Genomic DNA, 24,149 nt, shown 5'->3' on the forward strand with positions numbered 1-24,149 from the left:
TATCGGACAACAGCTGGGCATGGCGAGAACACTGGAAACGTCTGCGGGCAACGGCAAGCTCCCGGCGCACAAGCCGACAATCGGTTTGGCGCTTGGCGGCGGCGGCGCACGCGGTCTTGCCCATATCGCCATGCTCGAAGCCTTCGATGAACTGGGGATCAAACCGAGCGTCATCGCCGGAACATCTATCGGCGCGGTCTACGGCGCGGCGTACGCGTCGGGCATTCGAGGCCGCGAATTGCGTGAGCATACGCGCTATATCTTGTCACAGCGGTTCGGACTCATTCGCGATCTGTTCGTGCGTCGCGCGCAGCCGTTCTCGCAGTTTCTGAGCCTTTTCGGCGCGCGTAACGCCATTCTCGATCCGCTAGCCGTGCTCGACATGATCCTTCCGAATGACGTGAAGGAAACGTTCGATCAATGCGAAATCCCGCTGAAGATCGTGGCGTCCGATTTCTACGATCAGGAACAGAAGATCTTCACGGATGGGCGGCTTCGTCCGGCGGTTGCGGCGAGCATGGCGCTGCCGGTTCTTTTCCAGCCGGTCATACAGGAAGGACGTGCGCTGATCGACGGCGGCCTGACCAATCCGTTGCCGTTCGATCTGTTGCTGCCTGAAGCGGACATCGTCGTTGCCATTGACGTTTCGGGTGCGCCTGTGCCTGATCCGAGGCGTGTGGCGCCGACCGCGTTCTCGGCGCTCTTTTCGAGCGCGTTTCTGTTCGAGCGGACGATCATCAAAGAGAAGCTCAAGACGCGGCAGCCGGACATTCTGATCTATTCGGGAACGAGCCAGTTCCAGGTGCTCGATTTCCTCAAATGCGACGATATCCTAGCTGCCGCCGAGCCCGCAAAAGAGCGTCTGAAGCAACAGCTTTCGCGCGTGCTGTCGGTCGAGACGCTCCCGGTGCTCGAAGGCAGCGACATCGAAGTGCGCACGATCCCGCGTCCCGAGCGGCGAAAACGCCGCCTGCTGCCACGTAGCCGCAAGGGGCACTAGTAAACACCGTCATCCCGGCGCAGGCCGGGATCCAGACAAATCGAGACACCGCCCTGCGGATACTTGACTGGGTGCCGACCTTCGTCGGCGTGACGGTGGGACATGGAGACAAAAGACGCCTCAATCACGCCGGGCGGCGAAGAAGTCTTTCAGTAGCGCGCTCGCGTCGGCCTCGGCGAGGCCGGGGTAAATTTCGGGGGCGTGATGGCACGTCGGCTGGCTGAAGATACGCGCGCCCTGCTCGATGCCGCCGCCCTTGGGGTCGCTGGCGGCGTAATAGAGCCGCTTCACGCGTGCAAAGGAGATCGCCGTGGCGCACATCGGACAGGGTTCGAGGGTAACGTAAAGGCTGCAGCCGACGAGGCGTTCATCAGCCAATTCGGCGCAGGCGGCGCGGATGGCGAGCACTTCGGCGTGGGCGGTCGGATCGTTCAGCTCGCGGGTGCGATTACCTGCGCTGGCAAGAATGCGACCGTCGGGCGAGACAATGACGGCGCCAATCGGCACCTCGCCGCGCGCGGCTGCGGCTTCCGCTTCGGAAAGCGCGCGTGCCATATGGCTTACGGCGTCCTTCGATGTCATAAGCTCGCTTCGCTCCTCATAGCTCGAATGTGATGATGTCCAACGCACCACGATCCAGGCCCGAACCCTCCGGACCGAAACCGTCCGGCCCAAAAACGTCAGGCCCAAAAGCGTCTGGCCCGAGACAATCCGGGCCAAAGCGCTCCAAGCCGCCGGAACCGGCCGCCGTGCCTCCGCCCGTAAACCGCGACGGGCCGATGCGCATCGCAAAAGCGATGGCGCGCGCCGGGCTTTGCTCGCGCCGGGAGGCCGAACGTTGGATCGCCGATGGGCGCGTCAGCGTCAACGGCAAGCTGCTGAAGACGCCGGCCATTGAAGTCAAACCCGGCGACAAAGTGATCGTCGACGGCAAGCCGCTGCCCAGCGCCGAGCCGCCGCAGCTTTGGCGTTACCACAAGCCAAAGGGCATCGTCACGACGCATTCGGACCCGGAAGGCCGCCCGACGGTGTTCGACAAGCTGCCTCCCGAGATGCCGCGCGTGATCTCCGTCGGGCGGCTCGATTTCAATACGGAAGGGTTGCTGCTCTTAACCAATGACGGCGCGCTGGCGCGGCATCTGGAGCTTCCGGCAAATGGCTGGGTGCGGCGCTACCGCGTCCGCGCCAAAGGCCGCGTTTCTCCGGACGATCTCGCCAAGCTCAAGGACGGTGTCACTATCGACGGCGTGAACTACGGTCCGGTCGAAGCGCAAGTCGATAGCATACAGGGCGCCAATACGTGGCTGACGATTGCGATCCGCGAAGGCAAGAACCGCGAAGTGCGCAACGTGCTAGCGCATCTGGGCTTGACGGTGAACCGGCTGATCCGCGTCTCGTTCGGGCCGTTTCAGCTTCTCGATCTACAGCCGGGGGCCGTTGAAGCCGTTCGCCGCAAGGTGCTGATCGCACAGCTCGGACCGCGCACGTCCGAAGCGCTCGGACTTTCGGAAAGCCAGGCACAGCGCAAAGAACGCCACGCACGCGGCAAGGCGGCGAGCGAGGCCGACGACAGATGAGAGTTGTCGCCGGACGGTTTCGAGGCCGGGCTTTGCAGGCACCGGACGATATGAGCATTCGTCCGACGTCCGACCGGGTGCGCGAGAGTGTTTTCAACATTTTGACCCACGGCATCGAGGGTTTTTCGCTGAACGGCGCGCGCGTGATTGATCTCTTCGCCGGGACGGGCGCGCTCGGCATCGAGGCCGTGTCGCGCGGGGCAGCGTATTGCCTGTTCGTCGAGGAGGCACCGGACGCCAGGGCGCTGATCCGCAAGAACGTTGAAGCCATGGGCCTCACGGGCGAGACGCGCATCTTCCGGCGCGATGCGACCCATCTTGGGCCAGCCGGCAATATGGAGCCGTACGAGCTCGCGTTTCTCGATCCGCCTTACGACAAAGGCCTTGGCGAGAAAGCGCTGGCCGGACTTGCCGAGGGCAAATGGCTGACGCCCGGCGCGATCTGCATGCTGGAAGAACGCGCCGGAACGGACGTCGTTATTCCGGCGGCGTTCGAACTGCTCGATACGCGGACCTACGGCGACACCGACGTGCGATTTTTGAAGTTCGCAGCGGCGGCGTGATCCGTCAGGCGAATGCGCCTTCGGCCAGCCCAAGCGCATACGCGCGGACGTCTTTGGGCCAGCTTTCGATCTGCGCCGCGAAGCGGTCTGCGTCGCCAGCGAAAAGCGCGCGGCTCGCTTCCTCGAAGCCCGGCAGATTGCCCGCCATCGCCGACATGAACCGGTAGACTCGCTCCCGTGCGACGCGCGGCGTCTCGGTGGCCGCCGTGGTGCGCCGCGCCTCGTCGACGAGCTTGCGGATTGCAACCGACGCGCCGCCCGGCTGTTTGGCAAGCCAATCCCAATGCCGCGGCAGCAGCGTCACCTCGCGGGCGACGACGCCGAGCTTCGGGCGGCCCGGTCCGCGGCTGACGTCAGCCGCCGGTGCCGACGGCGGAGTTGCAGCGGGCTGCTCGCCGCTGTCGCGCAAATCCAAATCGGTCTGATTGCCGGTGGCATCATCGAAAATCAGCAAGGACGCCTGCGGCTGGCGCTCGAGGTGCTTCTTGATGGCTTTGATTACGCAGGCGCGCGTGCCGGATGCAAAGCGGCGGCTGCCGTCGAAGGCGCTGAAGGAGTCGGTCATTTCGGTATTCCCAATTGCGATTTGGATGAATATTACCCGGATTAAACATGCCGTCAATATACCCGGATAAAATTAAATGGGTTGGGCCAGCGACGCTGCGGATTTCGCCCGCCATCCGGCTACCCCGTAAAACAGGATGTAGAGATAGCTCGGCACGGCCAGCAGCAGGTATGCCAGCTGAAAATCAACGTGCTCCTTCAGCAGACCGAACGCGTAGGGCATCAGCGCGCCGCCCGAGATCGCCATGATGAGGAAGGCCGAGCCGGTTTCGGTGTGGCTGCCGAGACCGCGGATCGCAAGCGGGAAGATCGCGGGCCACATCATGGCGTTGGCGAAGCCCAGCGCAGCAATGAAGGCCACGGATGTGTACCCGCCCGTCAGGTACGCGCCGACCGTTAGGATGACGCCCAGCGCAGCCGACACCGCCAGATAGCTTTGCTGCGAAATGAAGCGCGGAATGACGAGCAGACCGGCGACATAACCGATCAGCATCGCGAAGAGCGTGTATGAGGTGAACAGCCGCGTCGCCGAGATGGGCAGGCCGAAGCCCGCGCCGTAGAGGCCGATGGCATCGCCCGCCATCACCTCGACGCCGACGTAGAGAAACAGGCACACGACGCCGAGCCAGAGATGCGGCACGGCAAAGACGCTTCGCATCTCTCCGCTGTTGACTGCGGGTTCCGGCCGGACATCCGGCAATTTCGAGCGCGCAATCCAAACACCGAGCAGCGCGAGCATCAGCGCCATCAACAGATAGGGCGCGTAGACGCGCGCGGCGAAGGCATCCAGAAGGGCTTCTCGCGCCTCATGTGTCGGCGCCTTGGCGACGTCGGTGTCGAATGTCTCGACGTCTTTCAGCACGAGCGCCGCGAAGATGAACGGCGCGATGACGCCCGCGAGCTTATGGCAGATGCCCATCACCGCAATGCGTCGCGCGGCGCTTTCATGCGGACCGATGATGCAGACGTAGGGGTTCGACGCCGTCTGCAACAGAGACAGGCCTGCGCCGGTGATAAACAGCCCCGCCAACGCACCGGGATAGTCGCGCATCGTCGTGAACTGACCGAACAGCACCGAGCCCGCCGCCATGATGTAGAGGCCGAGCGCCATCCCCTGTTTCATTCCCGTGCGCCTCAGAATGGCGGACGCGGGCAGCGCCAGGAAGAAATACGACAGATAGAACGCCATCGGCACGAGGAAGGCGTTGACGTCGTCGAGGGTGAAGGCGAGTTTGACGAAAGTGATGAGCGGGCCATTCAGCCACGTCACGAACCCGAAGATGAAGAACAGCAGGCCGATCGTCAGGATACCTCTGACGCCGCCAGTGCTGTCTGGGGATATCTCCGGACCCCTATTATTCAAATCCCACTCCAAGGGCCGTCTTTTGCTGCGCCGACGCCATTCACCAGGGGCGTAGCGCTAAGATATGCTAGCAGCTTGAGAATCCCCATTTTCCCGTCAAAGTTAGCAGATCCGGCGACGCGGCGCCGCACCTATCGAAAGCGCGAAAATGCACGCATTTCTGCACGGAAGCTTTTGATTTTCGCGAACTGGCGTACTATGTCGAACGCATGAAAAAGGGCGCTTGACGAAAGTATACTTTTTCTGAAAACTACTAGCCGATAACCCGACTGGGTATCCGATGCCGGGGCCTTGAACCCCGTTTGATTGGAGCCGCAATTGATCGTTTGTTCGTGCGCCGTAATCACTGATCGCGACATTGATGTTGCGGTTTCCGAAATCATGAGCACAGGTCCGGCCATTCTGCCGACTCCTGGCGTGGTTTTTCGCCATCTCAACAAGAAGATGAACTGCTGCCGCTGCGCGCCGCTGACGGTTTCGGCTATTTATGCCGCCATGGACCGGCTTGAGACGACCACGGGCGTCTGTCCGTTTGCACTGGCTGAAGCGCGCGCGCGCCTCATCCGCATCGAAGAGCGCCGTGAGCGCCGCCAGCGCCGGATCGACGCGGAAATTGCAGAACGTCGTGCCCAGAGACGCCGCGCAATCGCGTAACACTCTGAAAAATTTGGTGCCTTTGCGAAGGCGCGAGAAATCTCGCAAGCCTCTGGTTAAACTCGCTCTAATCCGTTAGTTGTCTACTTTAGAATGTTTCTGGATTTCCAGGACGGAAGCATTCAGAGACAACATTCGGCACGGAGCGGCGCCATGAAGGGCAATAAAGACGTCATCACCCGTCTCAATGAGGCATTGAAGCTCGAACTGGGCGCCATCAACCAGTACTGGTTGCATTATCGCCTCCTGGACAACTGGGGTTTCAAGAAGCTCGCCAAGAAAGAGCGCAAGGAATCGATCGAGGAAATGGAGCACGCGGATCGCCTGATCGACCGCATCATCTTCCTCGATGGCCACCCGAACCTCCAGCACGTCGCGCCGCTGATGATCGGTGAGAACCTCAAGGAAGTTCTGGAATGCGATCTCAAGGGTGAGAACATCGCCCGCGATCATTACAAAAAGTCGCGCGAGATCTGCCGCGACGTCGGCGACTACGTGACGATGCTGCTGTTTGAGGACCTTCTGAAAGACGAAGAAGGTCACATCGACTTCCTCGAAACGCAGCTCGACCTTCTCTCCAAGATTGGTGTCGAGAACTACGGCCAGCTCAATGCTGAGCCCGCAAGCGACGACGATCACTGATAAGTTTGCGCTTGCGACACGCCTTCCGCGCGCGGCCGCAAGCGCATACCTTCCCACTTGTCATCCTCGGGCTTGTCCCGAGGATCCATTTCGCACCAACCTCAATGCAGGATGGCCCCCTCGGCATAAAGCCGAGGATGACAAACTTTGCATCCACACCACCGTCATGCCGACGGAGGTCGGCATCCGGGCCATTGGCAGCACTTGCGCCGTTTATGGTTGACTGGATCCCGGCCTTCGCCGGGATGACGCTTGGTATCGCTCAGCGCCGGCCGAACAGGCGTTCGATGTCGGTAAGTTTGAGCGCGACGTAGGTCGGGCGGCCGTGGTTGCATTGGCCGGAATAGGGCGTCGCTTCCATCTGGCGAAGCAGCGCGTTCATCTCTTCGACAGTCAACCTTCGCCCAGAGCGCACGCTGCCGTGGCAGGCCATGCGGGAGGCCACGCTATCGAGGCGATCCTTCAAAGCGCGCGGCGCGCCATCCGCCCGTATTTCGGCGGCGAGATCTTTCACCAAGCCTTCGACGTCGGTATCGCCCAACAGTGCAGGGGTTTCGCGCACGGCGACCGCGCCCTCCCCGAAGCTTTCCAGCACAAGGCCGAGTTCGGCAAGCTCGTCGGCGCGATCCGCCAACAACGCAGCGTCGTCGGCATCGAGTTCGACGATCGCCGGAATGAGCAAGCCTTGCGTCGCGACGCCGCCATTCGCCAGCGCGGTTTTCAATCTCTCATAGACGAGACGCTCATGCGCGGCGTGCTGATCGACGATGACGAGGCCATCGCGCGTTTGCGCGACGATGTAATTCTCGTGCACCTGCGCGCGAACGGCGCCGAGCGGCTTGTCGATCGTGTGCTCGGCGACAGGGGGCGCGTGCATGACCGGCGCATTAGCGCTTGGCGCATCGAATACGGCGAACGGTGACGGCGTGGTTTCTGCAAAAGCCGGTGGCCGCGCGGGCGAGGGCATCCAACCGTAATCCGAAGGCATCTGAGGGGAATACTGTTGAGCCGCGGCATTCGGCAGAACGCCCGTCTCGAAACTCTCGACCGTCAGCACACCGCCTTGCGCGGAGGCACGATGGCCCGCAGTCGCCAATGCGTCAGCCAGCGCACGCACGAGCATGGCACGGACGCGGCCAGAATCACGGAACCGCACTTCGGCTTTGGCCGGATGCACGTTCACATCCACATCCGACGGCGCGACGTCGAGAAACAGCGCCAGCAGCGGCGAGCGTCCGCGCGGAATGAGATCGCCGTAGGCTGCACGGACCGCGCCGATCAAGAGCTTGTCCTTCACCGAGCGGCCGTTGACGAACAGGAACTGCTGCGTGCTATCGGGCCGGTGCAGCGTCGGCAAGCCGGCAAAGCCGAAGACACGCATAGGCGCAGACGCGCCGCTCGCCGCGCCGGAGACTTCAAGCGCGTCGATCATGAACTCGCGCCCCATGATGGCGCCGATACGTTCGAGCCAGGCAGCCGAGGAGCGATCGCCTTGCGCGAAAACCGTTGGACGCTTTTCGCCCGTTTGCAGTGTGAAGCCGATGTCAGGATGCGCCATCGCCAAACGGCGGACGACGTCGGTCACGGCCATCGCTTCGGCGCGCTCGGATTTCAGAAACTTCAGGCGCGCGGGCGTCGCGGAGAAAAGATCTCGGACCTCGACGACCGTACCGCGATTGACTGCCGACGGCGCTACGGGTGCTTTGGCGCCACGTGTGACGGCAATGGCCGAGCCTTGCGCGACGCCGTCCGTGCGCGAACGAATTTCCAACCGCGCGATTGAGCCGATGGACGGCAGCGCTTCGCCGCGAAAACCCAGCGAGCGGATGTCGAATAGATCTTCTTCGTCGAGCTTCGACGTCGCGTGACGTTCGACGGCGAGCGCGAGATCATCCGGGCTCATTCCGGAGCCATCATCGGTCACACGGATGAGGGACAGCCCGCCGCCCGAGACGACGACCTCGATGTGCGTTGCGCCGGCGTCGATGGCGTTCTCGACAAGCTCTTTGACGACGCTCGCCGGACGCTCGATCACCTCGCCCGCGGCGATGCGATTGATCGTTTCTGTCGATAGCTGCCGGATCGCCACCTTAAACGTTCCCCCAGTCAAAAGGCGCCTAAGCGCCTTTCGCGAGGCGCTCTCTCGTCAGGACTTTCGCAAGCTCGACACCCGGTTGATCGAAGGGATCGACACCGAGCAAGCGCCCCGCGAGAATCGTTTCGATCATAAAATGCATCAGCAGCGCACCGATGGTCTTTTCGTCGAGTTTTGCAATGTCGATTGTTCGCACCGGACGCCCGGCGCGCGCCAAAGCCTCAGGCAGAGCATGCGACTGGGCGGAGACGATATCGCCGACGGTGTGGCCGCCAAGCATTTCGGCGCCAGCGATTCGCGCGAGTTCCGGGTCGATCCTAGGGCCAACGCCCTCGCTCGCGACACGTAGAATCGTCAAATAGTGATCGTGCGGACCATCCATAAAGAGCTGAAGCTGGCTGTGCTGGTCAAGAGGGCCAAGCGCGCCGATCGGCGTCGTCCCCTCGCCGCCCTTGCCGAGGCTTTCTGCCCAGAGTTGCACGAACCACGCCGAGAGGCGGCCGAGCTTGTCGGCGTAGGGCATCATTACGAGCGTGGCGATGCCTTTTTCCTTCGACAGCGCGACGGCGGTGGCGGCGCCGACGGCGGGCGCGAAATCAGCCGCGGACTTGGCGGCGAGAAGCGCGTCGACCACGCTCTTGGCGCCAGCGCGAATGGCGCGCGCATCAAGACCGCGCGCAAGAGCAGCCATCAGGCCGACGTTGGTCAGGCACGAAAAGCGGCCGCCGATGCCGGTGTGATGCTCGAGCATGGGAATACCGAACGTCGACAGCAGCGTGCGTAGGCCATTCGTCTTTCCGGGCTTGTCGGGCTCGGTGATGCCGAGAAACATTTTCGGGATTTGCGCTTCGAGACCCGCAGCTTTCACCACCGTCAACGCGGCGATCGTTTGCGCCAGTGTTTCGGCGGTGCCCCCAGATTTCGACGTCACGATGAAGCGCGTCGTCGGCAGGTCTAGCGAGTCGAGAACACCTTGCAGCGTACCGCCATCGAGGTTGGCATAGAAGCGCGTACGAGGACGCTTGGCCTGTCCCGGGAGTGCGACGCCGTAAATGCCCCAGCCTGCGATCTGCGCGAAAGTCTCGCCGCCGAGGCTCGATCCGCCGGTGCCGAAGAAGACGAGCGTCTTGGCGCCTTCGGAAAGTTTCGCGAGCGCCGCTTCGGCGTCAGCGATGTCCTGCTCCTCCTCGGCGATGCGCAGAAGCGGGAGACGGTCCTTGCGATAGTCGTCTTTCAGGGTTTCGACATGCGGCCCGATGCTGTCGAGCCAAGAGGCGTAAGCCTGAGGCGCGAGACCGTGTTGGCCAATCGCGTTTTCGAGGCACCCGTCAATATTCTGCTGAAACATATTCCCGTCGTGTCGCTGCCCGTCTTGCATGGCCGCTTCAACGCTCCCTACCTAAATCCGTTCCGGCCTAACCGATTTCGGATGTGCGGCCAAGTGCGCTTCGCGTTATGCCAAGGGGAGCGTTAACCGGCGTGCCAACAGTTATGGGACATGTGCCTAAGAGATGTGCCGCAAAGACGCGGGACAGACCGGCCGTTATGCCGACGAAGAGCCTGCGCGAGCCGTATCGGCCCCGGTCAGGCACCGCAGTTGTTCTGCTTGGCTGGGTCCCGGCCGCCTCCAGGACGACGTAAATGGAAACGGGGTCACAAATGCCATCCTCGGATTAAATCCGAAGATGGCATTTTTGCTTTTTGTCAGCCACGGGTGGGGGCGGCGACCGCGGGTTGTAGAACCGGCGGTGTTGCAGCGGAGTTCATGCCCACCGGCTTACCGACAATCGTGACGACCAGATTGTCGGGCTGCAGGAAGCGAGCAGCGACACGCTTGGCATCGGCCAGCGTGACGGCGTTGATCATCGCATTGCGGTTCTCGACGTAGTCGGGGCCGAACCCTTCCTGCATCAGGCCCAGAAGCTGCGAGGCGATCTTCGAGTTGGTGTCGAAGCGCAACGCATAAGAGCCCGTGAGATAATCTTTCGCCGCCTGAAGGTCTTCCGCTGTCGGGCCGTTGTCGGCCATCTTCTTCATTTCGCTACGGATGATCTTGAGGCTTTCAGCCATCGACGCATTCTTCGTCGCGACGCTGCCGACAAGAATGGACGCGTGCTGATAAGGCTGCAGATAGGTATAAACCGAATAGGCCAAACCGCGCTTTTCGCGGACCTCTTCCATCAGCTTGGCCGAGAAACCACCGCCGCCCAGGATATGATTGACGACGAATGCGGTGATGAAGTCCGGGTCCTTGCGCGCCATGGCGCCAACGCCGAACACGGCGACGGATTGCGGCACGCCCATTTCGACGATCTTCTGGCTGCCGCCCTTCACCGGCGCAGTCTGGGCGACGGGCGCCAGGTCGGCCTTGGCGGGCAGGCTGCCGAAGACATCATCGAGCAGCTTGCCAAGCTCGGCAGCGTTGATATCGCCGACCGCGACGACCTTCAGATTGTCGCGCGCGAAGTTGTTCTTGTGATAGGCGACGAGATCATCGCGCGTGATCTTCGAGACGGTTTCGGCCGTGCCCGTCGCCGAACGGCCGTAAGGATGGTTGGGGAAAGCCTGCGCGTACCATTCACGGATCGCGACCTTGTCGGGATCTTTATCGGCATAGGCGAGGTTGGCGAGAAGCTGCTGCTTGATGCGCTCGACGGCATCGGTGTCGAAGCGCGGCTTCTGCACGGAAAGCTTCAACAGCTCTACGGCCTTATCGCGGTTCTTCGTCAACGTCTCGAACGAACCGTAGAGCGAATCCTTGCTGTCGTCGTAGCTCATGCGCATGGCGATATCTTCCATGCGCTCCTGATAGTCTTCGGATTTGATGTCGCCGGCACCCTCGTCCATCATCGCGGTGAGGAAGTTGGCGAGGCCTTCCTTGCCGACCGGGTCCTGGCTGCTGCCACCGTCAAATGCGTAACGCAAAGACAGCAGAGGAACGCTGTGCTCTTCGACGAGCCATGCCTCGATACCACCGGGAGATTTGATTTTCTGAATGTTCATGGCTGATGCTGGCTGACTGGCGGATGCGGTGAACAACAGAGCCAAGGCCGGAAGGGCCGAGACGATGCCGAAGCGGGCTGCATGGTGAACGACCTTTGCAGCCGCGCGTGAGATTACTGTCATCAATATCACCTCAATACGCCGCCTGCGGACGGGGGCGGAAGATCGTCGTTGGCCTGGGCAACGCCCGACTGGTCGGGAACGAGGTAACCCGTCACCGAATCCTTGATGTCGAGGTACTGAGCAGCGGCTTTCTTCACGTCGTCGGTCGTGACCTTGGAGATATTGTCGGGCCACGCTTCGACTTCGGCGACCGTGCGGCCGACGGCGAGGTTCCAGCCATAGCGGCGCGCGAGCGTCGCCTGATTGTCGCTGTCGTAGACGTAGTCGGCGAGATAGCTGTTCTTGGCGCGCGTCAGCTCTGCGTCGGTGACGCCGTTCTTGACGATGTCGGCCAGGACAGCATCGATGCCGGCTTCGACCTTTTCGAGCGGCACGCCATCGGCGGCGATGCCGTAGAGCGAGATCGTGCCGCCGTCGAGACCGTAGCCGGAATAATCACCGCCGGCGCTGGAGGCGATTTTCTGCTCGACGACGAGCTTCTTGTAGATGCGGCTGGTGGAGCCCGAGCCTGCGATCTTCATCAGCAGGTCAAGCGCTTCGGCTTCGCCGGGCTTGGCCGTTACGTAGCTCGGCGCCTGATAGTAACGCTGCATCAGGTAATTGCCCGCTCGGGGATCTTTCAGCACTAAGCGGCGCGCGACAAGCTGCGGCGGCTCGCCCGGACGATGGCGAACGGAAGAGACGGCCGGATTGGCTGGGATCTTGCCATAGGTGTCTTCGGCGAGCTTCTTCACTTCGGCATCGGTGACGTCGCCCGAGACGACCAGGATGGCGTTGTTTGGCGCGTAATAGTGCTTGTAGAAATCAAGCGCATCCTGACGCGAGAGCTGCGCCATCTCGCGATACCAGCCGATCACCGGCTTATGATACGGGTGATTGAGATAGAGCGCGGCGTTCATCTGCTCATCGAGCAACGCAGAGGGATTGTTATCGATGCGCGAGCGGCGCTCCTCGAGGATGACGTTCCGCTCGGTCAGCACTTCCTTTTCGTCGAGCCGCAGGTTGACCATGCGGTCGGCTTCCATCTCCATCATCTTGCCGAGACGGTCTTTCGAGACGCGCTGAAAATAGGCGGTCGCGTCGTTGCCGGTGAAAGCGTTGTCCTGACCGCCGAGACGGCTGACGATCTTGGAGAATTCGCCGACTGGAATCTTGTCGGTCGATTTGAACATCAGATGCTCAAGGAAGTGGGCGATGCCGGACTTGCCGAGCACTTCGTCTGCGGCGCCGACCCGATACCAGACCATGTGGGTTACGACCGGAGAGCGATGATCCGGAATGACGACGACTTCCATGCCGTTCGACAGCTTGAATTCCGAAGCACGGGTGCTGCCGTCGGCGGCGCGGGCGTGTGGGGTAACAGCGAGCATCAGGGTGGCCAATACGGTTAAGAGGCTAATACGGGAGCACGTCGCTAGACGCATTATGGCGATCCTTCGAACCGAATGCAGTAGTTTGCTCCCTAGCGTTTTTGATCCTACCCCAAACTGCAGAGCCGGGGATTACTTTCGCGAGAAGGCGCGGACGCCGGATAGCGGGAAGCCGTGCCAGTGAGCGGCAGATGGGCAATCAAAGTCAAATGACAAGGCGTTCATCTCAAGGCGCGTCAAACCCCGCCCCGATCAATATTTTTACGGCGATGGAAATATTTGGTTATTGCGCTTTTGGGCGATCACTGCGTCGACGAAGTGTCTTCGCCGCCGGTGTCCTCATAGGGCTTTTTCTGCGTCCACTTCTGAACGGCCGTGAAAATCGACGGATGACATGAGCCAAGCGGACCCGACGCGGATTCGGCAGACGAGTCGCCCCGCTGCATCGGCTCCGTATAGTTCTTCTGACAATATTCCGCCTGCTGCTTTTCGAGCGCGGCCTGATCGACGACCTTCTTTCGATCGGGGTCTTGAATGGAGGCAAGCGACGGCTGGTCGGCCCTTCCGCTTCCGGGTGGCGGCAGCGAGTCTGTCGGCGGCAGCGTCAGCGGCTGGCGGACGGCCATTTTGGGATCGCCTTCCGGGGTGGACGGGCCGTTCAAACCAACAGCGTCAAAGACCTTGCCGTTCAATTGCACGCCGTCAATTCCGCCGCAGCCGGCCAGAACCAGCGTCAGCGCCGATACGCAGAAACTGATTTTCGGACCGTTTTTCAACGACATGCTTTTATGTCCGTGTCCCACCGACACGCCCCCGAAGCCCAGTTAGGCCGACTTTGCGGCGCTAATGCGACTCGCCCCTGAAGGACTCATACAACAAGCCAATTACCCCGGCAACGATGGCTACATCAGCGATGTTGAAGACGTACCAGTGAAAACCGTAGGCGTGGAACGAGAAGAAATCGGCCACACCGCCCAGATGCAGCCGATCGATGGCATTGCCGAGCGCGCCGCCAATGATCAGTCCGAGGCTTAAGGCCATGAGGCGGCTGCCACGGCTCCAGTTGAGCCAAAGCCACAGACCGAAGCTGGCGGCTACGGCAAAAGCAACCAGTAGATATTGGCCGGTCATGCTCGCCTGATTGAAGAGCGAATAGCTGATGCCGATGTTCTTGACGTAGACGAGATCGAGGAACGGACCGACCGTGACGCGGCCCTTCGCTTCGATGTCGTAGACGTGCAGCATCCACCACTTGTGGAACTGGTCGATTGCCATCGTCAGGACGATGACGGCAAACGCCAGCGGCGCCGAGCGGCTCCAGAAGATGCTTCGCGAGGACGCCACCTCCGTCATACCGTCGCTCCGCCGTCGATCTCGCGCATGGCGGAGGCATCGCGGGCCGATAGCTCCGGATACGCAGGATCGGAGCCGACGTCCTGCGTGATCCGCCAGGAGCGCGCGCACTTCTTGCCTTCAGCGCGTTTCACGACAACGCCGACGCCCGGCTCGTTCGGAAGCGTGAAGGCGCCCTCGGGCGGGCCATCGGCCGAGATCGAAATACCGGATGTGATGCACACCTCCGCCATGTCGACGCCGTCAAGACCCGACATCAAATCCGCGTCGGTGACGAACACGTCGGGCGCGGCTTCGAGCGACGAGCCGATTTTCTTTTCGGCTCGGGCGATTTCGAGCGCGCCTGTCACGACGCTGCGGACTTCCTTCACGCGATCCCACTTGGCAGCCAGATTGTCGTCACGCCACTCGCGCGGGATCTTCGGGAACGGCATTAAGTGCACGCTCTCGGCTTCGTCCGCTTTGTAGAGCAGCCATGCCTCTTCCGCCGTGAACGATAGGATCGGCGCGAGCCAGCGGATCAGCGCATCGCACAGCTTGTCGATGACGGTGAGCGCCGCCTTGCGCTTCAGGCTCGACGGCGCTTCGCAATAGAGCGTGTCTTTGCGAATGTCGAAATAGAACGCCGACAGCTCGGTATTCATGAACTGCGAGAGCAGGCCGATGATCTTGCGATAGTCGTAATGCTCATAGGCCTTGCGGATCTCGTGATCGAGTTCGGCAAGACGATGCAGCATGAGCCGCTCAAGCTCGAACGGCTTCATTGCGGTTACCGGCACGGCTTCTTCGGGCTTGAAGTGCGCCAACGCGCCGAGCATCCAGCGTAGCGTGTTCCGCAGCTTGCGGTAGGTTTCCGAGAATGTCTTCAGGATTTCCGAGCCGATGCGCAGATCGTCAGAATAGTCGGATGCGGAAACCCAAAGGCGGAGAATATCGGCGCCGGACTTCGACATCACGTCTTGCGGCGCGACGACATTGCCGAGCGACTTCGACATTTTCTGCCCCTTCTCATCCAGCACGAAGCCGTGAGTCAGCACGATGTCGTAGGGCGCGTCGCCGCGCGTACCGCAGCTTTCAAGCAGGGACGAATGGAACCAGCCGCGATGCTGGTCGGAGCCTTCGAGATACATGACGCGGTCTTGGCCGCCGTCACGTTTACGCTTCAAGCCTTTGAAGCCGGGGAAGGCGGTCGGGTCTTCAAGCGTGAAGGCATGCGTCGAACCTGAATCGAACCAGACGTCGAGCACGTCTTTCACCTGCTCCCACTTGTTCTTGTCTTTCGGCGAGATGAAGCCTTTGAGGAAGCGATCTTTCGCGCCTTCCTCGAACCAGACGTCGGCACCCTTTTCGTAGAACGCCTTTTCGATGCGCGCGATCAGCTCGTCCGACTTTTCGAAGCCGGGGCCGGGGATCACCTCGTCCGTCTCGACATTGCGGAAAACGGTGATCGGCACGCCCCACGCGCGCTGGCGCGAGACGACCCAGTCGGGCCGGTTCTCGATCATGCCGGTGATGCGGTTCTCGCCCGCCGCCGGCACCCAGGCGACGCGTTTGATCTCTTCGAGAGCAAGCTGACGGAGGGTGGGCGCATTATGGCCTCTTTTGTTGGCGCTTGGCGACTCCCCTTCGGGGAGCCGGCCGCCAAGCGCGGAAAGTGGCTTATCCATCGAGATGAACCACTGCGGCGTGTTGCGGAAGATGACCGGTTTCTTCGAGCGCCACGAGTGCGGATACTGATGCTTCAAGCGTCCGCGCGCGACGATGTTTCCGGCTTCGGCCAACGCCTTGATGACGGCGTCGTTGGCATCACCCTTATCGCCGTTCTCTTTCAGCACGCGTTTGCCTTCGAAGCCGGGCGCCAATTTCGTCAGCACGCCGTCGGCGTCGACGGTGAAGGGGATTTCGGTGTCGATGCCGCGATCGCGCAGCTTCTTCTGGTTCGCGATCCAGATGTTGTAGTCGTCAGCACCGTGGCCAGGCGCGGTGTGGACGAAGCCCGTACCGGCGTCGTCGGTGACGTGATCGCCGTCGAGCATCGGCACATCAAATGCATAGCCGAGGTCGCGCAGCGGATGCTCACATACGAGATGGCGCAGCTCGAAGGCGCTGACTGTTTCGCGCTTCTCGTACGCTTCGACCTTGGCTGCCTTCATCACGTCGGCGGCAAGCTTATCGGCCAGGATGTAACGGTCGCCGACCTTCGCCCAGTTGCCGTCGGGCGCAGCCGTCACCTCGTAAAGCCCATAGGTGATTTTCGAGGAGAAGCTGATCGCGCGATTGCCGGGAATCGTCCACGGCGTCGTCGTCCAGATGACGACGGAGGCGCCAAGTAGATTGTCCGGCGTCCACTCGGGATGGAGTTCGGGCGGCAGATCGGCTTGCGAGATATAGTCGAGTTCCGGGAGCGCCTTCGCTGGGAACTTCACCCAGATCGTGTCGGACTGATAATCCTGGTACTCGATTTCAGCCTCAGCCAGCGCCGTCTTCTCGACGACGGACCACATGACGGGTTTAGAGCCGCGGTAGAGCTGACCGGTGGCGGCGAACTTCATCAGCTCGCGCGCGATGATGCTTTCGGCACGATAGTCCATCGTCAGGTACGGGCGTTCCCAGTCGCCGACGACGCCGAGACGTTTGAATTCCTCGCGCTGGATGTCGATCCAATGAGCGGCGAATTTGCGGCATTCATCGCGGAAGGCGTTGATCGCTACGGGGTCGGAGAAGTTCGGTTTCTCGTTGCCCTTGGCGCGGTACTGTTCCTCGATCTTCCATTCGATCGGGAGGCCGTGGCAGTCCCAGCCCGGAACGTAGTTTGAATCGTTGCCGAGCATCTGGTGCGATTTGACGACCAGGTCCTTCAGGATCTTGTTCAGCGCGTGGCCGATGTGGATGTTGCCGTTGGCGTAGGGCGGGCCGTCGTGGAGGGTGAACTTCACTCGGCCTTTCGACTGTGAACGCAGCTTTTCGTAAAGGCCGATCTCGTCCCAGCGCTTCAAGAGCTTGGGTTCGAGTTCGGGCAACCCGGCGCGCATGGGAAAGTCGGTCTGCGGCAGGAACAGCGTTTTGCCCCAATCCCGGCCGGAAGCGGCGTCTGGAGTTGCAGCTGCCTTTTCGGCAGCCTTGGCGTCTTTCGACATTAGTTGAGCTTTCAATTCCAAAGGAAATCAGCGCGGGTTCTAGCAAGGTGCGTCCGCCAAGTCATCCTTCGCCCGGCTGACGCCCCCATCACTGTCTGACGTCATCCCGGCGCAGGCCGGGATCCAGGCAAACCTCGGAAGACGGGTGGCCTCAGGCTTGGCTGGGCCCCGACCTTCGTCGGGGTGACGGACATGCCCCCATCTTCTCGGCGACGAGATTAAGACTTGGCCAGAACGGCCTTCGCCTCTGCAATGTCTTTGTCCATTTGGGCGACTAGCTCGTCGACCGTGTGGAATTTCCGGTCGGCGCGGATGAAATCGACGAATTCGACCTCCATGTCGCGGCCGTAGAGGTCGCCATTGAAGTCGAACAGGAAGACTTCCAGCACCGGCATTCCATCGTCGAACGTGGGCCGGGTGCCCAGATAGGCTGCGGCATCGTGGGGAACGCCGTCAAAGTAGGCCCTGACAGCATAAATGCCGTGGCCGAGCGTCGTGCCCCTCGGCATCGGCAGATTGGCGGTCGGGTAGCCCATGCCGGTGCCGCGCTTGGCGCCGCCGACGACCTTGCCTGCGACGCGCCACGTTTGCCCTAGGACGTTGGCGGCGCCCTTGACGTCGCCCTGCGCCAGATAGAGCCGGACGGCCGATGATGAGAACGGTTCGCCCGCTTCGGCAACTGGCGGCATGACGGTCACTCCAAATCCAAGTTCTTCCCCGGCGCGCAACATCATCTCCGGATTGCCGCTGCGCTTATGGCCGAAATAAAAGTCGTAGCCGATCACGACGTGGCTGGCGCCAAGGCCCGCCACGATCACGCGCTGGATGAAGTCTTCGGCAGTCAGCCCGGACATTTCGGCGTTGAACGGCTCGACAAACGCAATATCGAGACCGAGGCCCGCGAAGATCTCGAGTTTGCGCCTGAGCGGCGTCAACCGGAAGTGGGCCTCGTTCGGCTGGAAAAACTCGCGCGGATAAGGCTCGAAGGTCAGCACCGATGCGCGGACGTGCTTTTCGGCAGCGCGCGATTTTGCCTCCGAGATCAGCGCCCGATGGCCGCGATGGACGCCGTCGAAATTGCCGATGGCGACGGCCGAACCGCGATATTCCGGCGGAACGTGCTTGTATCCATGGATGACGTGCATTCGGCGCAGCCTCGTCGGAGTTCCCGGTGGCATACCTATTAAGGGAAAACGATCGCGGGCTAGACTGCCTTTACCTCGGCCGGCCAGGAACCATCAGAACCGCTTCGCCGGTCAGCACCGGCTTACCTGCGACGGAGCACAAGCACTCGAAGCGCGCGCGCTTTTTATCGGGAATGAGTTCGACGAGCCGGACCAGGGTTTCGACGCGGTCGTCAATCTTGACGGGGCCGCGGAAATTCAGCGTCTGGGAAATGTAAATGGCGCCGGGACCGGGCAGCTTCATGCCGAAAATGGCCGAGATGTAGCCCGCCGACAGAATGCCGTGCGCAATCCGTTCCTTAAAGATCGTCTTGGCGGCGTATTCAGAGTCGAGGTGGACCGGGTTGTAGTCACCAGACAGCGCCGCGTAGGCAACGATATCCGCCTCGCTGACTATTCGCGACATCGAGGCTTCCTGACCGACCTCTAAGTCTTCGAAATATTTGGTTCGGCCGGCTGTTGCGAGCATTCAGACGTCCCTGCATGTTATTGAGCCAGATCATTGGACCAAGCCATTTTTCTCGAACACTAACCCGCTACAAACGCTGGCTGCAACCATACTGGACCAGTTATGGCTGCGGCCTTGTTGCATTTGATTAAGGCAATGAGCCTTGCATCGAGGCGGTTGGAGGCGTTATAAAGGACCATTCCCCTTTAATTTACCGTTTTAGCCGCCCTTCGCGACCCGTTGCGAAGGACCGAACGAGGACATCATGAGCGACCGCCGCCCCCTAATGCCGAAAGCCACCGCCGTTTGGCTGGTGGAGAACACGGCGCTCTCCTTCGATCAGATTGCCGAATTCTGCGGCCTGCATCCGCTTGAGGTTAAGGGTATCGCCGACGGCGAAGTGGCGCAGGGGATCAAAGGCATGGACCCCGTGACGACGGGGCAGCTGACGCGCGAAGAAATCGCGCGGGGCGAAAAGAACCTTTCTCATAAGCTCCAGCTTGCCGTCAGCAAGGTCGAGCTGCCGCCGATGCCGCAAACGCGCAAGGGACCGCGCTACACGCCGGTTTCGCGCCGTCATGACCGGCCGAACGCGGTGCTCTGGCTGCTGCGTAACCATCCGGAATTGAAAGACAGCCAGATCATGCGCCTTGTCGGGACGACGAAGCCGACGATTGCGCAAATCCGTGACCGCACGCACTGGAACTCGGCACAGCTGACGCCGCAGGATCCGGTGACGCTCGGCCTTTGCTCGCAGATCGATCTCGATGCCGAGGTGAAGAAGGCTGCACGCCGCACGGAGCGAGATCGCAAGGAAACTGGCGGCGAAGAGTTGGAACGCGCCGGGACGCTGCTGCCCGCCGCCGAGACGACGGCTCGAGCCGAAATTCTGGCGCCGAAGGCTGCTGAAGAATCTGAAGAGACGCCCGAGCAAGAGCAGGCTCGCGTTTTCGCCAAGCTCAAGGAAATGTCGTCTGCACCCAAGGACGAGTCCGAAGACGAGTAACGGCTGTTCGCCGTTACTTGATCGTCTTTCCGCTCCGGTACGAAGCGACCGCATCCTCGATCTGCGCCGCATAATGCACGAGCGGGGTGCGAAGTCCGGCAGCCAGGAGCGTGCGACGCACGTTCCGGTTGGCTGACGTGAAATAAAGCTTCGTCCCGGAGCGCGTAAGCTTGTGCGCAAAGCCCTCCAGCGTGCGCGCCGCCGTGCTGTCGACGAGCGGCACGTCCGCGAAATCCAAAACGAAAAGTTTCGGGCTGGCGCCAACGCGGTCCAGCACCGTGCCGACGGCCGCGGTCGCTCCGAAGAAGAACGCGCCGGAAATGCGGTAGACCATCACGTCGTTGCCGAGATCCACGGGCTGCTCGGTATCGGAGACATCGGCGACATCGTCCCTGATGAGAGGCGCGCCGGTTTCGATCTCGACGGCTTCCGCCATGCGATGAAGAAAGAGGAAGGCGCCGAGCGTCACGCCGACCGCAATGGCCGTCGTCAGATCGACCAAAATCGTCAGCAGAAAGGTTGCGAGCAGAACGGCGGCGTCGCCCCACGAGGAGCGTAACAGCGCCGCAAACTCCGCCTTCTCCGCCATGTTCCAGGAAACGATCGCGAGAACGCCGCCAAGGCTCGCAAGCGGAATATAGGCCGCGAGCGGCGCGGCCACGAGCATGAACAGCAGGACGAAGACCGCGTGCAGCATGCCCGAAACGGGGCCGTGCGCTCCGGCGCGGACGTTCGTGGCGGTGCGCGCGATCGTTCCCGTCACGCACATGCCGCCGAACGTAACGGCCGCAATGTTGGCCGCGCCCTGCGCAACGAGTTCGCAATTCGAGCGGTGACGGCGACCGGTCATGCCGTCAGCGACGACAGCGGACAGCAAACTTTCGATGGCGCCGAGCAGTGCAATCGAAATGGCGTCGGGTAGCGCAGCCTGTAATTTGGCAATATCGAACGCCGGCAGATGCGGCGCGGGCAGCGTGCGCGGCACTTCGCCAAACCGCGAGCCGATGGTCGCGATGTCGAGACCCAACGCCCAGGCGAGGACAGAGGTCACGCCCACGGCGATCAGCATTCCCGGCCAGGTCGGCCTCCATCGGCGCAAGCCGACGATCAACGCAATCGACAATATAGAGATTGCAAGGGTCGCCGGATTGAGCGTTCCGATATGGGAACCGAGCGCGGCGAGCTTGGGCAATAGCGCGGCAGGCTCGTGGGCGAGATTGAGGCCCAGGAGATCCTTGATCTGACTGGCGAAGATGATGACGGCGATGCCCGCCGTAAAACCGACCGTCACCGGAAACGGGATATACTTGATGTAGGTGCCGAGGCGCAGAAAGCCGGCCGCCATCATGATCAGGCCCGCCATCGCGGTCGCCAAGACCAGGCCGTCATAGCCGCGCTGTTCCACGATGGTCGCGATCAACACGATGAAGGCACCGGCCGGGCCGCCGATCTGGTAGCGGCTGCCGCCGAGCGCCGAAATCAGGAAGCCGCCGACGACGGCCGTGAACAAACCTTTTTCCGGGGAGAGCCCGGAACCTATGGCAATGGCCATCGACAAAGGCAGAGCCACGATGGCGACGGTCAGACCCGCGACGGTATCGGCGCGCAGGTCATTCCAGCGGTATCCCTCACGCAAGACCGTCACGAGCTTGGGCGTGAACAGGTCAGCCCAGCTCGGTCGTCCGCGTGCGGATCTACCGGTTACCGAAGTGTCCATGTCTCCGTCTCCCATTTTGACAAGGAGCGGCGAGATCGTCGGCTGCACCGTCGGCGGTCGTCGTCGCGCAAACTCAGATCTGCGGGCGTTCAGAAGTGCCGGTGCACTCAGACGCTGCCCTTTTTGCCTCGGCCATGGCCCGGTGCCGGGGGCGCGGCCTTCACGGGCTGCCGCTCCCTCAGACGAACGCCCCGGCCCTGTCCGGTGCTTGGCATATTCTCACCGATGAGTTCGACGCCTGCGGCTTCGAACGCTGCTACGACTTTCGTCAACGTATCGACGACGCCGCGAACATTGCCGCTGCTCGCTTCCATGCGCTGAATCGTCGGCAGCGAGACGCCAGCCCGGTCGGCAAGCGTCTGCTGGTCGATGCCGAGAAGAGCGCGACCTGCACGCATCTGCGAGGCCGTGATCAAGCGCAAACCCCCTGTGCCGATTCTAACGCTTTATGCCTAAGTATTGATGCTTTAAACATCAAGATGAATATTTGAAACATGATCTAGATCAATGGCACGATTGCCCTCGTCCCTCGCGGCTGCTCGCATTGGTGGATCAAGCTGAAATCCGGCATTGTCGGCTCAAGGCGCATTCGCTAGCGTCGGCCCATGCTCGGACCGGCTTTCGGCTTTGAAAGTCTGAGCGTTCGCGTGCAGGAAGAAGCAGGGCAGCAATCGTGTCGAACCCTTTTGAGCACCACCTCGATAAGAATCCGGCAAACTATCAGCCGTTAACGCCCCTTTCGTTCCTGCCGCGGTCGGCGATCGCCGCGCCGAACCACACAGCCATCATTCACGGCAACACACGCATCTCGTACGCGGACTTCTACACCCGTTGCAAAAAGCTCGCGTGTGCGCTGGCGCAGAAGTACATCGGACCGGGCGACACCGTCGCGGTCATGCTCGCCAACACGCCGCCGATGCTCGAAGCGCACTACGCGGTGCCAATGCTCGGCGCAGTTCTGCTGACACTCAACACGCGTCTTGACCCAGCGATCCTCGCGTTCCAGCTCGATCATGGCGGCGCGAAAGTTCTCATCACGGACCGCGAGTTCGCAAACATCATGAAGCCGGCCTTGGCGATGGCCAAGGTGAAGCCGATCATCATCGATTATAACGATCTCGAATTCCCGCAGACGGGCGAGGCGCTCTCGTCAATCGACTATGAAGCGTTCCTGCAAGGGGGTGATCCGGATTTCAAATGGCGCTGGCCGAAAGACGAGTGGGAAGCGATCTCGCTCAATTATACGTCCGGCACGACGGGCAATCCGAAAGGCGTCGTCTATCATCATCGCGGCGCAGCGCTGATGTGCTACGCGAACGCAATCTCGACCGGTATGACACGCTTCCCAGTGTATCTGTGGACACTGCCGATGTTCCACTGCAACGGCTGGTGCTTCCCGTGGACGATCACGATGGTGCAAGGCACGCACGTGTGTCTTCGCTGGGTGCGCGCCAAGGCGATGTACGATTACATCGTGGCGCACAAGGTTTCGCATCTTTCCGGCGCGCCGATCGTGATGGCGACGCTGCTCAACGCACCGGACGACGAAAAGCAGAAGATCGAGCATGTCGTCGCGTTCAATCACGCGGCCGCCCCGCCGCCTGCTTCGGTGATCGCGGCGATGACGGACGCCGGTTTCCATTTGACCCATCTCTACGGGCTGACGGAGACCTATGGCCCGGCGACGATCAACGAATGGGATGCATCATGGAGTGACCTGCCACCGGCCGAACGCAGCGCCAAACGCATCCGCCAGGGCGTGCGCTATGTAGCGCTCGAAGGTTTAAGCGTTCGCGACCCAGAGACGATGCAGGAAGTAACGCCCGACGGCGAAACGCTGGGCGAAGTCATGTTCCGCGGCAATATCGTGATGAAGGGCTATCTCAAGAACGAGAAGGCGACGGATGAAGCGTTCGCCGGTGGGTGGTTCCATTCCGGAGATCTCGGCGTGATGCACCCGGACGGCTACATTCAGCTGAAAGATCGCTCGAAGGACATCATCATCTCGGGCGGCGAGAACATCTCGTCGATCGAGGTCGAAGAAGTGCTTTACAAGCATCCGGCGGTGGCGTTCTGCGCCGTGGTCGCAAAGCCCGACGAGAAGTGGGGTGAGACGCCGTGCGCCTTCATCGAGCTGCGGCCGGGAACGACGGCGACCGCCGACGAGATCATTGAGTGGTGTCGCGCCGGCCTCGCGCGCTACAAGGTTCCGCGCCACATCGTGTTCGCCGAAGTGCCGAAAACCTCGACCGGCAAGATTCAGAAATTCAAATTGCGCGAGATGGCAAAGGACGCGTGAGCGTCTATCCGCACGGAACTTCCGTCGCGCGTGATGCTTTCACAGGTATCC

21 protein-coding genes are annotated in these 24,149 nt (G+C 61.5%); 7 read left to right on the forward strand and 14 right to left on the reverse strand.

Going from position 1 to position 24,149, the window contains the following annotated elements; all coding sequences use genetic code 11:
• The first annotated feature begins 19 nt into the window (after window positions 1-19).
• Window positions 20-1,000, forward strand: a complete 981-nt coding sequence (locus RLW41_RS05900) for a patatin-like phospholipase family protein (protein ID WP_414463892.1) — start codon at window positions 20-22, stop codon at window positions 998-1,000.
• A 120-nt stretch (window positions 1,001-1,120) separates the two neighbouring features.
• On the opposite strand, the gene RLW41_RS05905 is transcribed toward RLW41_RS05900, so the two are convergent.
• Complete coding sequence (locus tag RLW41_RS05905; RefSeq protein WP_414463893.1) at window positions 1,121-1,582, reverse strand: nucleoside deaminase; 462 nt, start codon at window positions 1,580-1,582, stop codon at window positions 1,121-1,123.
• 197 nt (window positions 1,583-1,779) lie between these two features.
• On the opposite strand from RLW41_RS05905, the gene RLW41_RS05910 reads away from it, so the two are divergent.
• Both RLW41_RS05910 and rsmD read left to right on the forward strand, forming a co-directional pair.
• Window positions 1,780-2,577, forward strand: coding sequence for a pseudouridine synthase (locus RLW41_RS05910; RefSeq protein WP_414463894.1), 798 nt, complete (start codon window positions 1,780-1,782; stop codon window positions 2,575-2,577).
• On the forward strand, window positions 2,574-3,140 hold the full coding sequence (rsmD, locus tag RLW41_RS05915; RefSeq protein ID WP_414463895.1) for a 16S rRNA (guanine(966)-N(2))-methyltransferase RsmD: 567 nt from the start codon (window positions 2,574-2,576) through the stop codon (window positions 3,138-3,140). The genes RLW41_RS05910 and rsmD overlap by 4 nt, the downstream gene beginning before the upstream one ends.
• Window positions 3,141-3,144: 4 nt before the next feature.
• On the opposite strand, the gene RLW41_RS05920 is transcribed toward rsmD, so the two are convergent.
• Together RLW41_RS05920 and RLW41_RS05925 are read right to left on the reverse strand one after the other, a co-directional pair.
• Window positions 3,145-3,705: a DUF2239 family protein gene (locus tag RLW41_RS05920; RefSeq protein ID WP_414463896.1), complete on the reverse strand. Its 561-nt coding sequence runs from the start codon at window positions 3,703-3,705 to the stop codon at window positions 3,145-3,147.
• A 72-nt stretch (window positions 3,706-3,777) separates the two neighbouring features.
• Window positions 3,778-5,067, reverse strand: a complete 1,290-nt coding sequence (locus tag RLW41_RS05925) for a sugar MFS transporter (RefSeq protein WP_414463897.1) — start codon at window positions 5,065-5,067, stop codon at window positions 3,778-3,780.
• A 381-nt stretch (window positions 5,068-5,448) separates the two neighbouring features.
• Here RLW41_RS05925 and RLW41_RS05930 point away from each other — a divergent pair, with 381 nt between their 5' ends.
• Window positions 5,449-5,721, forward strand: coding sequence for a hypothetical protein (locus RLW41_RS05930; RefSeq protein WP_414463898.1), 273 nt, complete (start codon window positions 5,449-5,451; stop codon window positions 5,719-5,721).
• A 153-nt stretch (window positions 5,722-5,874) separates the two neighbouring features.
• Window positions 5,875-6,363: a bacterioferritin gene (gene bfr, locus RLW41_RS05935; protein WP_013949443.1), complete on the forward strand. Its 489-nt coding sequence runs from the start codon at window positions 5,875-5,877 to the stop codon at window positions 6,361-6,363.
• Between the two features lie 262 nt (window positions 6,364-6,625).
• Here bfr and mutL read toward each other — a convergent pair whose 3' ends face one another.
• The 9 genes from mutL to RLW41_RS05980 form a co-directional block, all read right to left on the reverse strand.
• Window positions 6,626-8,452 (reverse strand): DNA mismatch repair endonuclease MutL, encoded by a 1,827-nt coding sequence (gene mutL / locus RLW41_RS05940; RefSeq protein WP_414463899.1) that lies wholly within the window; start codon window positions 8,450-8,452, stop codon window positions 6,626-6,628.
• A 28-nt stretch (window positions 8,453-8,480) separates the two neighbouring features.
• Entirely contained in the window at window positions 8,481-9,806 is a 1,326-nt protein-coding gene (locus RLW41_RS05945; RefSeq protein WP_414463900.1) for a glucose-6-phosphate isomerase, read from the reverse strand.
• A gap of 356 nt (window positions 9,807-10,162) precedes the next feature.
• Window positions 10,163-11,584 carry a M16 family metallopeptidase gene (locus tag RLW41_RS05950; protein ID WP_414463901.1) on the reverse strand — a complete coding sequence of 474 codons (1,422 nt, stop codon included), beginning with the start codon at window positions 11,582-11,584 and terminating at the stop codon, window positions 10,163-10,165.
• A 5-nt stretch (window positions 11,585-11,589) separates the two neighbouring features.
• Entirely contained in the window at window positions 11,590-12,954 is a 1,365-nt protein-coding gene (locus RLW41_RS05955) for a M16 family metallopeptidase (protein WP_409561010.1), read from the reverse strand.
• Window positions 12,955-13,256: 302 nt separating this feature from the next.
• Window positions 13,257-13,736 carry a hypothetical protein gene (locus RLW41_RS05960; RefSeq protein ID WP_409561011.1) on the reverse strand — a complete coding sequence of 160 codons (480 nt, stop codon included), beginning with the start codon at window positions 13,734-13,736 and terminating at the stop codon, window positions 13,257-13,259.
• Between the two features lie 61 nt (window positions 13,737-13,797).
• Entirely contained in the window at window positions 13,798-14,307 is a 510-nt protein-coding gene (gene lspA / locus RLW41_RS05965; RefSeq protein ID WP_414463902.1) for a signal peptidase II, read from the reverse strand.
• Window positions 14,304-17,444, reverse strand: a complete 3,141-nt coding sequence (gene ileS, locus RLW41_RS05970; protein WP_414463903.1) for an isoleucine--tRNA ligase — start codon at window positions 17,442-17,444, stop codon at window positions 14,304-14,306. The genes lspA and ileS overlap by 4 nt, the downstream gene beginning before the upstream one ends.
• A gap of 218 nt (window positions 17,445-17,662) precedes the next feature.
• Complete coding sequence (locus RLW41_RS05975; RefSeq protein ID WP_414463904.1) at window positions 17,663-18,589, reverse strand: bifunctional riboflavin kinase/FAD synthetase; 927 nt, start codon at window positions 18,587-18,589, stop codon at window positions 17,663-17,665.
• Between the two features lie 70 nt (window positions 18,590-18,659).
• The gene (locus RLW41_RS05980; RefSeq protein WP_409561015.1) at window positions 18,660-19,097 is read right to left on the reverse strand and encodes a MaoC family dehydratase; all 438 of its coding nucleotides are present in this window, start codon (window positions 19,095-19,097) and stop codon (window positions 18,660-18,662) included.
• 244 nt (window positions 19,098-19,341) lie between these two features.
• Between RLW41_RS05980 and RLW41_RS05985 the strand changes: the two genes are divergently transcribed.
• Window positions 19,342-20,082 carry a DUF1013 domain-containing protein gene (locus tag RLW41_RS05985; RefSeq protein WP_414463905.1) on the forward strand — a complete coding sequence of 247 codons (741 nt, stop codon included), beginning with the start codon at window positions 19,342-19,344 and terminating at the stop codon, window positions 20,080-20,082.
• A 13-nt stretch (window positions 20,083-20,095) separates the two neighbouring features.
• On the opposite strand, the gene RLW41_RS05990 is transcribed toward RLW41_RS05985, so the two are convergent.
• Complete coding sequence (locus tag RLW41_RS05990) at window positions 20,096-21,799, reverse strand: SulP family inorganic anion transporter (protein WP_414463906.1); 1,704 nt, start codon at window positions 21,797-21,799, stop codon at window positions 20,096-20,098.
• A 107-nt stretch (window positions 21,800-21,906) separates the two neighbouring features.
• Window positions 21,907-22,215, reverse strand: coding sequence for a helix-turn-helix domain-containing protein (locus RLW41_RS05995; protein ID WP_013949455.1), 309 nt, complete (start codon window positions 22,213-22,215; stop codon window positions 21,907-21,909).
• Window positions 22,216-22,472: 257 nt separating this feature from the next.
• Between RLW41_RS05995 and RLW41_RS06000 the strand changes: the two genes are divergently transcribed.
• The gene (locus RLW41_RS06000; protein WP_409561018.1) at window positions 22,473-24,098 is read left to right on the forward strand and encodes an acyl-CoA synthetase; all 1,626 of its coding nucleotides are present in this window, start codon (window positions 22,473-22,475) and stop codon (window positions 24,096-24,098) included.
• Window positions 24,099-24,149: the final 51 nt, after the last annotated feature.

The sequence above is a fragment of the Hyphomicrobium sp. DY-1 genome, assembly GCF_047497105.1.
Classification (GTDB): domain Bacteria; phylum Pseudomonadota; class Alphaproteobacteria; order Rhizobiales; family Hyphomicrobiaceae; genus Hyphomicrobium_B.